Annotated in this window: 11 protein-coding genes and 2 tRNA genes; 12 read left to right on the forward strand and 1 reads right to left on the reverse strand. The window is 61.2% G+C overall.

Annotated features, from left to right (window positions below):
- Positions 1-9 precede the first annotated feature (9 nt).
- The 9 genes from clpP (at position 10) to G520_RS23255 (ending at position 10,908) form a co-directional block, all read left to right on the forward strand.
- Positions 10-636, forward strand: a complete 627-nt coding sequence (clpP, locus tag G520_RS0116445; RefSeq protein WP_028536598.1) for an ATP-dependent Clp endopeptidase proteolytic subunit ClpP — start codon at positions 10-12, stop codon at positions 634-636.
- Positions 637-655: 19 nt separating this feature from the next.
- A complete protein-coding gene (gene clpX / locus G520_RS0116450; protein ID WP_028536599.1) occupies positions 656-1,930 on the forward strand; it encodes an ATP-dependent Clp protease ATP-binding subunit ClpX in 1,275 nt (424 codons plus the stop codon).
- Positions 1,931-2,090: 160 nt separating this feature from the next.
- On the forward strand, positions 2,091-4,505 hold the full coding sequence (gene lon / locus G520_RS0116455) for an endopeptidase La (RefSeq protein WP_028536600.1): 2,415 nt from the start codon (positions 2,091-2,093) through the stop codon (positions 4,503-4,505).
- 175 nt (positions 4,506-4,680) lie between these two features.
- The gene (locus G520_RS0116460; RefSeq protein ID WP_028536601.1) at positions 4,681-4,950 is read left to right on the forward strand and encodes an HU family DNA-binding protein; all 270 of its coding nucleotides are present in this window, start codon (positions 4,681-4,683) and stop codon (positions 4,948-4,950) included.
- Between the two features lie 36 nt (positions 4,951-4,986).
- A tRNA-Val gene (locus tag G520_RS0116465) sits at positions 4,987-5,062 on the forward strand.
- A gap of 6 nt (positions 5,063-5,068) precedes the next feature.
- A tRNA-Asp gene (locus G520_RS0116470) sits at positions 5,069-5,145 on the forward strand.
- 67 nt (positions 5,146-5,212) lie between these two features.
- Positions 5,213-7,063: a SurA N-terminal domain-containing protein gene (locus G520_RS0116475; RefSeq protein WP_028536602.1), complete on the forward strand. Its 1,851-nt coding sequence runs from the start codon at positions 5,213-5,215 to the stop codon at positions 7,061-7,063.
- Between the two features lie 211 nt (positions 7,064-7,274).
- Positions 7,275-8,084, forward strand: coding sequence for an alpha/beta fold hydrolase (locus G520_RS23250; RefSeq protein ID WP_051229474.1), 810 nt, complete (start codon positions 7,275-7,277; stop codon positions 8,082-8,084).
- Positions 8,065-10,908, forward strand: coding sequence for a sensor domain-containing protein (locus tag G520_RS23255; RefSeq protein WP_051229475.1), 2,844 nt, complete (start codon positions 8,065-8,067; stop codon positions 10,906-10,908). The genes G520_RS23250 and G520_RS23255 overlap by 20 nt, the downstream gene beginning before the upstream one ends.
- A 34-nt stretch (positions 10,909-10,942) precedes the next feature.
- Here G520_RS23255 and G520_RS0116490 read toward each other — a convergent pair whose 3' ends face one another.
- A complete protein-coding gene (locus G520_RS0116490; RefSeq protein WP_028536603.1) occupies positions 10,943-11,524 on the reverse strand; it encodes a superoxide dismutase in 582 nt (193 codons plus the stop codon).
- Positions 11,525-11,697: 173 nt separating this feature from the next.
- Between G520_RS0116490 and dnaB the strand changes: the two genes are divergently transcribed.
- Genes dnaB through G520_RS0116505 form a run of 3 tightly spaced genes read left to right on the forward strand, consistent with a single transcriptional unit; the run spans position 11,698 to position 14,048 of the window.
- The gene (gene dnaB / locus G520_RS0116495; RefSeq protein ID WP_028536604.1) at positions 11,698-13,107 is read left to right on the forward strand and encodes a replicative DNA helicase; all 1,410 of its coding nucleotides are present in this window, start codon (positions 11,698-11,700) and stop codon (positions 13,105-13,107) included.
- 21 nt (positions 13,108-13,128) lie between these two features.
- Positions 13,129-13,437, forward strand: a complete 309-nt coding sequence (locus G520_RS0116500) for a (2Fe-2S) ferredoxin domain-containing protein (protein ID WP_028536605.1) — start codon at positions 13,129-13,131, stop codon at positions 13,435-13,437.
- Positions 13,437-14,048 (forward strand): alpha/beta hydrolase, encoded by a 612-nt coding sequence (locus tag G520_RS0116505; protein WP_028536606.1) that lies wholly within the window; start codon positions 13,437-13,439, stop codon positions 14,046-14,048. The genes G520_RS0116500 and G520_RS0116505 overlap by 1 nt, the downstream gene beginning before the upstream one ends.
- Positions 14,049-14,058 lie beyond the last annotated feature (10 nt).

Consider the following 14,058-nt stretch of genomic DNA (forward strand, 5'->3'; position numbering starts at 1 on the left):
GAGTGGCCGATGAAATCGATGATGGAACCTCAAGCACTGGGCCTCGTGCCCATGGTCGTAGAGCAGAGCGGCCGTGGCGAGCGCGCGTATGATATCTACTCGCGTCTTCTCAAGGAACGCATCGTGTTCTTGGTGGGGCCCGTGACGGATGAGTCGGCCAATCTGGTTGTGGCGCAGTTGCTGTTTCTCGAATCGGAGAACCCGGACAAGGACATCTTCTTCTACATCAACTCGCCCGGCGGCTCGATTACCGCGGGCATGTCGATCTACGATACGATGAACTTCATCAAGCCGGATGTTTCGACCTTGTGCATAGGCCAGGCCGCCAGCATGGGCGCCTTCCTGCTTTCCGCCGGCCAGCAGGGCAAGCGTTTTGCCTTGCCCCACAGCCGGGTGATGATTCACCAGCCTTTGATCGGCGGCTTGTCCGGCCAGGCGACCGATATCGAAATCCACGCCCGCGAATTGCTGAAGATCAAGGACCTGATGAACGAACTGATGGCCAAGCATACCGGCAAGAGCACGGAACAATTGCGGCAGGATACCGAGCGCGACAATTTCATGTCGTCGCAGCAGGCCATGGAGTACGGCCTGATTGACAAGGTTCTGTCGTCGCGCAACGATACTCAGGCTTAATCCGTACGGACCTTCATTGATGGCTGATAAAAATAGCAACGAGAAACTTCTGTACTGCTCCTTCTGCGGCAAAAGCCAGCATGAGGTGCAGCGCCTGATCGCAGGTCCGCAGGTCTTTATCTGCAACGAATGCGTCGAGCTGTGCAACGATATCATTCGCGAAGAGCTCGATGCGCCCAAGCCGGTGGACGCCGCCGCGGGCGGCGATGCCGCGCTGCCTTCGCCGCAGGCGATCCGGGGCGATCTCGATCAGTACATCATCGGGCAGGATCTGGCCAAGAAGACGCTCTCTGTTGCCGTCTACAACCATTACAAACGGTTGTATTCGCCGCAGGACAAGGATGGCGTGGAACTGGCCAAGAGCAACATCCTGCTGATCGGACCGACCGGTTCGGGCAAGACCCTGCTCGCACAGTCGCTCGCGCGGCTGCTGGACGTGCCCTTCGTCATTGCCGATGCGACTACGCTAACCGAAGCGGGGTATGTGGGCGAAGATGTCGAGCACATCATCCAGAAACTGCTGCAGAAATGCGACTACGACGTCGAGAAGGCGCAGCGCGGCATCGTGTACATCGACGAAATCGACAAGATCTCGCGCAAGTCGGAGAATCCTTCGATCACCCGCGACGTGTCGGGCGAAGGCGTGCAGCAGGCGCTGCTCAAGCTGATCGAAGGGACGGTGGCTTCGATTCCGCCGCAGGGCGGGCGCAAGCATCCGAACCAGGAGTTCATCCAGGTCGATACGACCAATATCCTGTTCATTTGCGGCGGCGCTTTCGACGGTCTCGGCCGCATCATACGCCAGCGCTCCGAAAAGGGCGGCATCGGCTTTGGGGCGGAAGTCGCATCCAAGGACGATTCGCGCAGTATTTCCGCCCTCTTCAAGGAAGTCGAGCCGGAGGACCTGATCAAGTTCGGCCTGATTCCGGAACTGATCGGACGTCTGCCCGTCGTCGCGACGCTGGAAGAGCTGGACGAGGAGGCGCTGGTCACGATTCTGACCCAGCCGCGCAACGCCCTGGTCAAGCAATACCAGAAACTGTTCCAGATGGAACAGGTCGAGCTCGAAGTCCGGCCGTCCGCCCTGCGTGTCATCGCCAAGCAGGCGCTGGCGCGCAAGACCGGTGCCCGCGGTCTGCGTTCTATCCTGGAGCGCGCATTGCTGGATACGATGTACGAACTGCCGTCCATGAACGATGTCGAGAAGGTGGTGGTCGACGAGAAAGTGATAGAGAAGGGCGATAAGCCGCTGTTTCTGTATCGTGAATCGGACGACGAGGCGCAGTCAGCCTGACGGCGTCGCGCCGCATACGCGCTGCGGCACTCTCCGAAACCGCCCGCAAGGGCGGTTTTTGTTTTCGCTCCCGGCAAACTGTTTTAGTATGGGGTTGTTGAATTTTCCGGCGTCCGCCCCATCTCAGTTGCATGTAATTTTGTAAGCAAGGCTAGGTGATATGCCGCAATCAGCTGAACTCAAAGAAGACACCGTATTGCCGTTACTGCCGCTGCGCGACGTGGTGGTGTTTCCGCATATGGTCATTCCCCTGTTTGTCGGGCGTAGCAAGTCCATTCGCGCGCTGGAAGCGGCCATGGACGAAGGCAAACAGATCCTCCTGGTGGCGCAACGCTCCGCATCGAAGGATGAACCGGAGGCCGACGATCTCTACGGCGTGGGCACCATCGCCGCCGTTCTTCAAATGCTCAAACTACCCGACGGGACCGTCAAGGTTCTGGTCGAGGGGCGCCAACGCGCCGTGATCGAATCGGTCACCGAGGAGAACGAGTGTTTCCTCGGGCGCATCAAGCCGGTCGAATCCGATGCCGAGGACTCGACCGAGACCGAGGCCATGCGTCGCGCCCTGCTTGCCCAGTTTGAGCAGTACGTCAAACTGAACAAAAAGATCCCGCCCGAGATTCTGACCTCGCTGGCCGGTATCGAGAAGGCCGGCCGTATGGCCGACACCATCGTCGCCCATCTGCCGCTCAAGCTCGAGCAGAAGCAGGAGATGCTGGAGCGGTTCGATATCAAGGCCCGTCTCGATCATTTGCTGGGCCAGCTGGAAAGCGAAATCGACATCCTGCAGGTGGAAAAGCGCATCCGCGGCCGCGTCAAACGGCAGATGGAGAAGAGTCAGCGCGAGTACTACCTGAACGAACAGGTCAAGGCGATCCAGAAAGAGCTGGGCGAGATGGACGAGGCCAGCGATCTGGACGAGCTGGAGAAAAAAATCCGCGCGGCGGGCATGAGCAAGGAAGGGCGCGAAAAAGCGCTGTCCGAGCTGAAGAAACTGTCGATGATGTCGCCGATGTCGGCCGAGGCGACCGTCGTGCGCAACTATATCGATACGTTGCTGGAACTGCCCTGGAAGAAGAAGACCAAGATCAACAAGGATGTGGCCGATGCCGAGGCCGTGCTCGAAGAAGATCATTACGGTCTGGAGAAGGTCAAGGAACGCATTCTCGAGTATCTCTCGGTGCAACAGCGCGTCGAAAAGCTCAAGGCGCCCATCCTGTGCCTGGTCGGGCCGCCGGGGGTGGGCAAGACCTCGCTCGGACAGTCGCTGGCGCGCGCGACCAACCGCAAGTTCGTACGCATGGCGCTTGGCGGCGTGCGGGACGAATCCGAGATTCGCGGCCATCGCCGCACCTATATCGGCTCGATGCCGGGCAAGGTGCTGCAAAACATGAGCAAGGTCGGCGTCAAGAACCCGCTGTTCCTGCTCGACGAGGTCGACAAGATGGGGGCCGATTTCCGTGGCGACCCTTCGTCGGCCCTGCTCGAGGTGCTCGACCCCGAGCAGAACCACGCTTTCGTCGATCACTACGCCGAGGTCGAGTTCGACTTGTCCGACGTCATGTTCGTTGCGACGGCCAATTCGCTGAATATCCCGCCGGCCCTGCTCGACCGGATGGAGATTATCCGCTTGTCGGGGTATACCGAGGACGAGAAAGTCAATATCGCCCTGAAGTATCTGGTGCCCAAACAAGTCAAGGCCAATGGAGTGCGCGATGGCGAACTGGCGATCCAGGAGTCGGCGCTGCGCGATATTGTCCGCTACTACACCCGCGAGGCGGGCGTTCGCAGTCTTGACCGCGAAGTTGCGCGCATCTGCCGCAAGGTGGTGACGGCGCAGTCGCTGAAGTCGGCCAAAGCCGGCAAGGTGACGGTCAGCGCCCGTAACCTCGAGAAATACCTCGGGGTGCGCCGCTTCGACTATGGGGTGGCGGAAGAAGAAAACCGAGTGGGGCAGGTGACCGGTTTGGCCTGGACCGAAGTGGGCGGCGAGTTGCTGACCATCGAGGCGGTGGCGCTGCCGGGCAAGGGCACGATCGTGCGTACCGGCCAGCTGGGCGAGGTGATGCAGGAATCGATCACGGCGGCCATGAGCGTGGTGCGCAGCCGCGCCAGGCAGCTGGGCATTCGCCAGGACTTCTACGAGAAGCACGACATGCACGTGCATGTTCCCGAAGGGGCGACGCCTAAGGACGGGCCGAGCGCCGGGACCGGGATGACGACGGCCATCGTGTCGGCCTTTACCGGCATTCCGGTGCGCGCGGACGTGGCGATGACGGGCGAGATCACCCTGCGTGGGGAGGTGCTGCCGATCGGCGGTCTGAAGGAGAAGCTGCTGGCGGCGCAGCGCGGCGGGATCCGCCATGTGCTGATCCCGAAGGGCAACGAAAAAGACCTGGCCGAGATCCCGGCCAACGTCCGCAACAAGCTCGAAATCCACCCGGTCAAGTGGATAGACGAGGTATTGGCCCTGGCGCTCGAATCGCAGCCTCTGCCGCTCGATGATGACGGCAAGCCCGACGACACGCTTCCTGCGGCAGAAACGGGCTCCGGTGTGTCCGTAATGACGCATTAAAAACAGATATTTAGCAAAACGGGTGAAAACCTTTGCACAAAAGGCTTCCTGTGGCGCGTCCGAAATGGCAGAATGGCCCGGAAAGCCGCTTGACACAAGGATTTGCGCCTTGCTATAAAGCAAACGGTTTTTATCTAAACTAAGCTGACCGAAGAACGACGAAAGGGGACTTTACGTGAACAAGTCGGAATTGATTGATGCTATCGCCGCGGAAGCCGATATCTCCAAGGCAACCGCCGCCAAGGCGCTCGATGGCCTGATTTCCGCTGTAACCACCTCGCTGCAAAACGGTGACCCCGTGACGCTGGTGGGTTTTGGTACCTTCTATGTGGGTGAGCGCGCCGAGCGTAGCGGCCGCAACCCGAAAACCGGCGAAACCATCAAAATCGCTGCGGCCCGTTCCCCGAAGTTCCGTGCTGGCAAGGCACTGAAAGAAGCGCTATAATCTGCAGTCTCGCTGTTAGGTAGAAGCGAGGCGCAGGGGCGTTTAGCTCAGTTGGTAGAGCGTCTGCCTTACAAGCAGAATGTCGGCGGTTCGACTCCGTCAACGCCCACCAAAGTCTGGAGTGGTAGTTCAGTTGGTTAGAATACCGGCCTGTCACGCCGGGGGTCGCGGGTTCGAGTCCCGTCCGCTCCGCCAGAACACACAAAAAGGTGAACCCGCGTTCACCTTTTTTTTTAGCCGGGGTGGCATTCGCCATTACGCCATGTACGAGTTTGTCGAGAAAAATAACGTAGCCATCAAGATCATTCTGGGCGCGGTGGCTCTCACCTTCGTCGGTTTCGGCGTGGGCAGCTACAGCAGTGCGGTTGACGATCCCTTCCTGGTCAAGGTTGGCAGTGTCAAGATCACCCGCCAGGATCTGGATCGCGCGATGGAAGGCCAGCCCAACGACGCCGCTTCGCGGCAACTTGCGCTGGATGGTCTGGTCCGCAACGAGCTGCTGCTCGCCGATGCGCGCGACAACGGCTTTGGCGTGACGACGACCCAGCTGCAGCGCGCGATCATGGCGGTTCCCGAATTCCAGGATAACGGCAAGTTCAGCCAGGACCTGTATCTCCAGTTTCTCAAGGACCGCGAGATGAGCGCGTCCCGCTTCGAGACCCGGCTGTCGCGCGATCTGCTGCTGCAAGCGCAGGTCAGTCCTTTCACGGCCAGCCAGATCGTGTCGCATACCGTCGTTGCGCGTATGGCGGCCTTGCTCGGCGAAGGGCGCGAGGTGCGGGCGCTGGTGCTGACCCCGCAGTCGCAGGCGTCTCGCGTCAAGACGGATGATGCCACGCTGACCGCCTACTACAATGCAAACCGCGCGCGCTACAAGACCCCGGATTCGGTACGGCTGGACTATGTGCAGCTGTCGCAGGACGGTCTGGCGCAGTCGCTGCAGGTCAGCGATGCCGAGGTGGAAAAATTCTATCAGCAGCATCAGGCGTCGTTCTCGCCCGAGAAGCGTACGATTTCGCATATCCTGCTGACCGTAGCCAAGGGCGCTTCGGCGCAGGACAAGGCGCGGGTCAAGGCACAGGCGGAGGCGTTGTCCAAGGAAGCACGCCAGCATCCCGAGCGCTTCGCCGAACTCGCGCGCAGCCGCTCGCAGGATCCGGGCAGTGCGGGGCAGGGGGGGAGTCTGGGCGAGTTTGATCACGACACGCTGAGCACCAATCTGGTCAAGCCCTTCGCCGACGCGGCGTGGGCACTCAAGGCCGGCCAGATCAGCGGCCCGGTCGAGACCCAGTTCGGCTACCATATCATCCGCGTCGACTCGGTCACGGTGCCCGATTTTGCTACGGTCAAGGACAAGGTCGTGCAGGCGCTGAAGCAGCAGAAAGCCGCCGCGACCTTCCGTGCCGCATCTGACAAGTTGTCCGAGGTGTCCTATCAGCAGGGCGACTCGCTCAAAGCGGCGCAGGACGCGCTCAAGCTCGATGTTCAACATACGGGGTGGGTCAGCCGCGGCAAGCCGGGCAGCGATCCGGTATCCTCCAACCCGAAGGTGATCGCAGCGGCGTTCAGCGATGACGTGCTGAAGAAGAAGCACAATAGCGACGTGATCGACCTCGGCCACAATACCCTGGTGGTTGTGCGCGTTGCAGAGCATCAAGCCGAGCGGCAGCAAACGTTCGCCGACGTTCGCGATGCGATTCGCGCCGAACTGGTGGCACGCGATGGCTCGCGTCTATCCGAGCAGAGTGGACTGGCGCTGCTGGCCAAGTTCAAAGCCGGGAACGACATCGAGTCGCAAGCGTGGAGTCAGCCGCACGTCGTGTCACGCACGCAGCAAAGCGGTTTGCCTGTCGCCGATATGCGGGCGATTTTCTCCGTGCCGGGTAGCGACAAACTGCCGCGCTTTGCCGGGGTCAAACACGACAACGGCGACTATGTGATCTATCGCGTCGACAAGCTGCTGCCGGCTCCGGCGATTTCGGCCGAACAGCAGACCCAGCTGGCAAGCATGATCTCGCAGGTGTATTCCAATGCTCAGGCCGGCAGCTATCTGTCGGGCTTGCGCAAGCGTTATACCTTGTCGGTCGGCAAGCAGATGGCCGAGCAGCAGTAACCCGTCTCGCTTCCCCGCAGGCCCGCCGCGACTTTGCTCGCTGCGGGCTTTTCTGTACCTCCCGGTTTTGAGTATTTATCAATAATTGGCTATTCTTAAGTCATAAGTTATTCTATCTATTCCGCTCGGGTCGTATCGCGTCAGATCGGATCGTGCGCTTCCCGGGTGGATTTGTACGTGCCATAAGACGGGGCAGATCTGCATGAACAGCATGGCGCATCGATTCAATGCCCACGTGCTCGGCGAAGGCGTCCGGACGGTGGTGTTCGGTCACGGTTTCGGCACGGATCAGACGAGCTGGGACGCGCAGGTGCGCTCGCTGGTCGAACAGGGCTACCGTGTCGTGCTCTTCGATTTTGCCGGCGCCACGCCGGGCACCCTGGCAGCCTATCAGCCTGCGCGCCACGCAAGCCTATACGGCTTCGCCGAAGATCTGGTGCTCCTGCTGCGCGAGCTGGGTGTCAGCAAGGCGAGCTACGTCGGTCACTCGCTTGGCGCGGCCATCGGTATTCTGGCCTGCCATGGAGAACCGGGTCTGTTCGACTCGCTGCAGCTGCTCGCCGCATCGGCACGCTATATCGATGACCCCGCACAGCACTATGTCGGCGGTTTTTCACCGCAGGAGGTCGACAGTCTGCTCGATACCATGCACGGCGATTATGTCGCTTGGGCCAATGGATTCGGGCCGCTCGCCGCAGGCCGGCACGAGAAGCCGACGCTGGCGATCGACTTCACCCGTCGCTTGCTTTCCTTGCGTCCCGATGTGGCATGTGCCGTCTTCGCGGCGGCAATGCGTTCCGATCTCCGTGCCGAGGTGGAGGCGATCCGGGTACCGCTGCAGGTGTTGCAGACCGAGTCGGATGTGGCTGTGCCGCTCGCGGCGGCGAACTGGCTGGCAGAGCACGGGCGGGCCCGCGACTTTCGCGTGATCGCGACCCGGGGGCATTTTCCGCAATTGGCGGCACCGCGGGCCATCAATGCCGCTTTGCTGGACTTTCTCCATGTCCATACCCATTGCTGATCAGGACCATGAAGCCGAACTGCTGCGCGCTCTGCTGCAGGCTGATGGGGTCTGTTATTGGCGCGACGCCGATGATGGCGTCAGAATTCCCGTCGCGTGTGCGCCGATATCGTTGATCGATTGCGGTTTTCTGCTAGCTTTGCCGGAAGAACCCATCCTGCTCGAATATGGCGCGCCGGCCTTGCAGCGCCTGCCGTTCATGCTGCGCGCAGGGCTCGAAGCCGCGTCGCTCGCATTGCTGACGCTGACCTGCGAGCCGGGAGGAGGTTGCTTTGCCTTCTGGCGCGATGCGGCGGCGGTGCCCGGCCAGGTCGGGGGGCTGGCCGAGTTCGCACGTCAGGCCTTCAACCATCGCCTCGCCTATCTGAGCGCGGCCGATTCGGCGCTGGAATCGCATCTGCAGATGCGGGGCCTGCTCGGTGCCTTGCCGTTGGGGGTGGTGATTGTACCCAATAACGGTACGCGCGGCTTTGCCAACAAAGCGGCGGCGGCCTGGCTCGGTGTCGATGTCGGCGATGTCGGGGCCGCGGCCTTGTCCGCCGCACTCACGCGCTTTGCCGGTCTGGCGCTCAACCCCGAAGCGCTTGGCGCGACCCTGGCCTCCCTGCAATCCTCTGCCCCTTCGCACACCGCATGCGGCGGGATCTGGCGCTTTGCTTCTGCACCGCATGCGCTGCGTGTCACCGCCGCACCGATTGTTGGCGATTCGCTGCTCGGCTGGGTGTGGCTGCTCGACGACGTCAGTGCCGAAGAGTCGGCCCGCGACCGTTTGCGCGAGAGTGCCGAGAAGTTTCGCCTGTTCTATCGCAGTTTGCAGGATGCGGTCGTTTTTTTCGATATGGAAGGAGGGCTGGTCGAATGGAACGATGCCTACCGGCATTTGCTGGGCTTTGACGATGCGGCACTGGCGACGATGCGGGTTGATCAGATCACGCCAGCGGCCTGGAGCGAAAAACTGGCGCCGGTTCTTGCCGTGCAACTGGCGGCTGACGGACATTCCGCGCGTTACGAGAAAGAGGTTCTGGCCGCGGATGGACGATGCATCCCCGTCGAGGCGAGAACTTTTTTGCGCAAAGATGCCACCGGACTTGCGATAGGCATGTGGGAGGTCGTGCGCGACATTACGGAGCAGAAACAAGCTGAGGCGCAGTTGATTCTGGCGGCGCAGGTGTTTGACCGCAGCGGAGACGGCGTCGTGCTGGCAAGCCCTGGCTTGACGATACAGACGGTGAATGAAGCCTTTGTGGCGATGACGGGTTATGCGCGCGTGGAGTTGATCGGGCAGGGCTTGAGTCTGTTGCGCTCGGAGAGGCATGACGAAGCGTTCTATGGCGGCTTGAGGACGCAGCTGCACGCTCATGGCGCGTGGCAGGGCGAAATATGGAGCCGCAAGAAAAATGGCGATCTGCTATTCAAATGGCTGTCGCTGGCGGCGGTCAAGGGCGACGACGGTGCCGTCAGTCATTACATTGCCATGTACCGCGATGCGGCTATTGTCAGTCAGTCGCACCAGCGGATCGAGTATCTGGCGACGCACGACGAATTGACGGCCTTGCCGAACCGAACCGTATTCAACGACCGCTTCGGCCTGGCGCTGGAGGGGGCTGCGCGCGATGGGCAGCGCCTCGCGCTGTTGCTGCTTGATCTGGACGATTTCAAAACCGTCAACGATACCATGGGGCACGCTGTCGGCGATGCCTTGCTGGTCGAGGCGGCATCGCGGCTGCAGCGTGCCTTGCCGCCGGGGGGCACGGTTGCGCGCAGCGGCGGCGACGAGTTCCTGGTGCTGCTGACCGATACTTCGATCGGGGCGGCCGATGCGGTGTGCGAGCGCATAGGGCAGGCCTTGGCCGAACCGTATCTGATCGCGACTATCGAAGCTTTTGTGCCGGCCAGTATCGGCGCCTGCCTGTTTCCTGATGACGGCCGCGACGCTGCGACCTTGCTGCGCAAAGTCGATATCGCCTTGCACCATGCCAAACGGCAGGGAAAAAACAGCCACCGATTCTTCGCGGCGGCGATGGCCGAACACATGAGCCGACAGTTGCGGATAGAGAGCGGTTTGCGCCAGGCCTTGCCGCGCGGCGAGTTGTTTTTGCATTATCAGCCGCAGATAGACCTGGATGACGGGCGGCTTGCCGGATGCGAAGCCTTGTTGCGCTGGCAGGATGGTGCTGACGTCGTGTCGCCCTTGCTATTCATCCCCATCGCCGAGCAGAGCGGCCAGATCGTCGAAATCACCGAGTGGGTGCTCGCGGCGGTGTGCCGCCAGATCGCGGAATGGGATGCGACAGGAGTGATGTTGCCCTATGTCAGTGTCAATATGTCGGCGCGTCATTTTCGTCATCCCGAGCGGATATCGTGCTTGCGCAGCATCGTGGCCGCCGCGGGTTTGACGCCGGCGCGAATTTGTCTGGAAATTACCGAAGGCGTGCTGATGGATGCCGCCCATTGCGAGCCTTTGCTGCTGGCCCTGAAAGCGGATGGGTTTCAACTCAGTGTCGACGATTTTGGGACCGGTTTCTCTTCGTTGTCTTATCTCAAACGTTTTCCCATCGACGAACTGAAAGTGGATCGCAGTTTCGTCACCGGCATCACCGAGAATGCCGGCGACCGTACCATTGTCTTGGCGATCTTGTCAATGGCGCACAGTATGGGGATGCGGGTGGTCGCGGAAGGCGTGGAGACGCGAGAACAATTGCGTTTCTTGCGGGAGTCGGGGTGCGACTGCGTGCAGGGCTATCTGTTCGAGCGTCCGCTGGCGGCCGACGAATTTCGCGCCCGGGTCCGGGGCGGACGGGGCGCGTATGACGTGCAATCGTGATCGCTAGCGCGCCCGGGGGCGCGACGACCTGGGATCAGGCAGCGAAATTGCCGGCCACGAAGTCCCAGTTGACGAGCTTCCAGAACGCTTCCATATAGTTGGGGCGACTGTTGCGGAAGTCGATATAGTAAGCGTGCTCCCATACATCACAGGTCAGCAGCGGCTTTTTGTCGGTGCTCAGCGGGGTGGCGGCGTTGCTGGTCGAAACCAGCTCGAGCGAGCCGTCGGCGGCTTTTACCAGCCATGCCCAGCCGGAACCGAAGGTGCCGACGGCGGTCTGGGTGAAGGCCTTCTTGAATTCCTCGAACGAGCCCCATTTAGCGTCGATGGCCGCAGCCAGCGCGCCGGTCGGTGCATTGCCGCCGTTCGGGGACAGGCCGAACCAGTAGAAGGTGTGGTTCCAGATCTGGGCGGCGTTATTGAAAATACCGCCGGAAGCCTTGCGTACGATCTCTTCCAGGCTTGCGTTTTCGAATTCGGTGCCCTTGATCAGGTTGTTCAGGTTGGTGACGTAGGTCTGGTGATGTTTGCCGTAATGGTACTCGAGGGTTTCCTTGGAAATGTGCGGGGCAAGTGCGTCCAGGGCATACGGCAGTTGCGGCAGTTTGTGTTCCATCAGGCTCTCCTAGGTAAAAAATAAACCAAACGGTTGGTATTCATGACAAGTGTACTGCAAACCCTGCACCGAGGCCAGACCCGGATCGAGGCCGCCGACCGGCGACAGGGGCAAACTCTGCTAGAATGTGTGCTTGTTGCTGACAGCACACCCCCCACTACTTTAGTTGCCACATGACTGATTCCATCGATACTTTTGATCAACAGACGCAGTCCATACGCACCCCTCCGCAATCGGTCGAGGCTGAGCAGTCGGTGCTCGGCGGCCTGTTGCTGGACAACCAGGCCTGGGACAAGATCGCCGATGTCGTCAGCGAAAGCGACTTCTACCGGCACGATCACCGGCTGATATATCGCCACGTTTCCAAACTGGTCGAACTCGCGCGACCGGCCGATGTGGTGACGGTGGCGGAGAGCCTGGACAAGAGCGCCGAGCTGGCTGACGTCGGCGGCCTTGCCTATCTGGCCACGCTCGCCCAGAACACTCCCTCGGCCGCCAATATCCGCCGCTACGCCGAAATCGTGCGCGAGCGCTCGATCATGCGTCAGCTGGCCCAGGTCGGCGCCGAAATCACCGAGTCCGCCTACAGTCCCCAGGGGCGGGACGCCGCCCAGCTGCTGGACGAGGCCGAGGGCAAGGTGTTCCAGATTGCCGAGAGCACGGCCAAGTCCAAGCAGGGCTTTCTGGAAATGCCCAATCTGCTCAAGGAAGTCGTCGAACGCATCGACATGCTCTATAGCCGCGACAACCCCGATGAAGTCACCGGTATCGCCACCGGCTTCGTCGATCTCGATTCGCGAACCTCGGGCTTGCAGCCTGGCGATCTGGTGATCGTGGCCGGCCGCCCCTCCATGGGCAAAACCGCCTTCTCGATGAATATCGCCGAACATGTCGCGGTTGAAATCAATAAACCGGTCGCGGTGTTCTCCATGGAAATGGGCGGGACGCAACTGGTCATGCGTATGCTGGGTTCAGTCGGCCGCCTCGATCAGCATATATTGCGTACCGGCCGCCTCGGCGACGACGACTGGCAGAAGCTGACCTTCGCTATCGGAAAGCTGTCCGAGGCTCCTATGTATATCGACGAGACGCCTGCGCTGACCTCGCTCGAAGTGCGCGCGCGCGCGCGCCGGCTTGCGCGTCAGCATGGCGGCCAGCTAGGCCTGATCGTCATCGACTACTTGCAGCTGATGTCCGGCTCCGGTCGCAGCAGCGATAACCGCGCGGCCGAACTCGGCGAAATATCGCGGTCGCTGAAGGGCTTGGCCAAAGAGCTGCAAGTGCCGGTCATCGCGTTGTCCCAGTTGTCGCGTAGCGTCGAACAGCGGCCGAACAAACGTCCCATGATGTCGGACTTGCGTGAATCCGGTGCCATCGAGCAGGATGCCGACATCATTATTTTCATGTATCGCGACGACTATTACAACCCGGATTCGCCGGAAAAAGGCCTGGCCGAAGCGATTATCGGCAAGCATCGCAACGGGCCGACCGGCACCGTGCGCCTGGCCTTTGTCGGGCACTATGCGAAATTCGAAAACGCCGCCCTGCACGGCGCCACCGGCTGGGCCGACAGCGACGGCTGATTCCACGGAGAACGACACGCCATGAGTTTCTATCGCCATCATGTGTTTATCTGCACCAATCAGCGCGCCGCCGGCGACAGCTGTTGCAATAATCACGGCGCCAGCGATCTGCTGGCCTATATGAAAGACAAGGTCAAGGCGCTCGGACTGGCCGGCGAGGGCCAGGTCCGGGTGAACAAGGCCGGCTGCCTTGGCCGTTGCGACGACGGTCCGCTGCTGGTGATCTATCCGCAGGAGACCTGGTATACGTTTATCGATGAGCAGGATATCGACGAAATCGTCGAGAAGCACCTGCTTGCCGGCGAGATCGTGGAAAGGCTCAAGTTATGATGCCAAAAGGCGCCACGCTCGAACGCATCGCAGGGCCGGCCGGTGCACTGGAGGCTATCGTTATCGAGGCGCAGGTACCGCTGCGCGGCGTGGCGGTGGTCTGCCATCCGAATCCCACGCAGGGCGGCAGCAATACCAACAAGGTCGTGCAGACCATTGCCAAGGCCCTGTCACGGCAGGGCTATGTCTGTTACTGCCCGAATCTGCGTGGAGTCGGCGCCAGCGAGGGAGAACATGACTACGGCCGTGGCGAAGTGGACGATGTGCGTGCGGTCGCCGCGCATGCCGCCGATCGGCACGGGGCGTTGCCCCTGTTGCTGGCGGGATTTTCGTTCGGCGGCTTTGTCGCGGCGCGCGCTCGCGAGAGCCTGGGCTGCGAGCGTGTGCTGCTCGTCGGTGTCGCCGTCGGTAAATATGAACTGCCTACGCCAGCCGTGCCCGAAGACAGCGTGGTGATCCACGGCGAAGACGACGAAGTCATCCCGCTGGCAGCCGTGATGGACTGGGCGCGACCGCAGAACCTGCCGGTGCTGGTTTTTCCCGCGACCGGCCATTTTTTCCACGGCAAGCTGCTGCGCCTGGGCCTGGTGATCGCGCGCGCGTTCAAATGAAACGGCGCGT

Source organism: Paludibacterium yongneupense DSM 18731, assembly GCF_000422925.1.
Lineage (GTDB): Bacteria > Pseudomonadota > Gammaproteobacteria > Burkholderiales > Chromobacteriaceae > Paludibacterium > Paludibacterium yongneupense.

Bases quoted from the DNA above. Each gene is read 5' to 3' on its own strand.
- clpP (WP_028536598.1), top strand. From the start codon at position 10: ATGAAATCGATGATGGAACCTCAAGCACTGGGCCTCGTGCCCATGGTC.
- clpX (WP_028536599.1), top strand. From the start codon at position 656: ATGGCTGATAAAAATAGCAACGAGAAACTTCTGTACTGCTCCTTCTGC.
- lon (WP_028536600.1), top strand. From the start codon at position 2,091: ATGCCGCAATCAGCTGAACTCAAAGAAGACACCGTATTGCCGTTACTG.
- G520_RS0116475 (WP_028536602.1), top strand. From the start codon at position 5,213: ATGTACGAGTTTGTCGAGAAAAATAACGTAGCCATCAAGATCATTCTG.
- G520_RS23250 (WP_051229474.1), top strand. From the start codon at position 7,275: ATGGCGCATCGATTCAATGCCCACGTGCTCGGCGAAGGCGTCCGGACG.
- G520_RS23255 (WP_051229475.1), top strand. From the start codon at position 8,065: ATGTCCATACCCATTGCTGATCAGGACCATGAAGCCGAACTGCTGCGC.
- G520_RS0116490 (WP_028536603.1), bottom strand. From the start codon at position 11,524: ATGGAACACAAACTGCCGCAACTGCCGTATGCCCTGGACGCACTTGCC.
- dnaB (WP_028536604.1), top strand. From the start codon at position 11,698: ATGACTGATTCCATCGATACTTTTGATCAACAGACGCAGTCCATACGC.
- G520_RS0116500 (WP_028536605.1), top strand. From the start codon at position 13,129: ATGAGTTTCTATCGCCATCATGTGTTTATCTGCACCAATCAGCGCGCC.
- G520_RS0116505 (WP_028536606.1), top strand. From the start codon at position 13,437: ATGCCAAAAGGCGCCACGCTCGAACGCATCGCAGGGCCGGCCGGTGCA.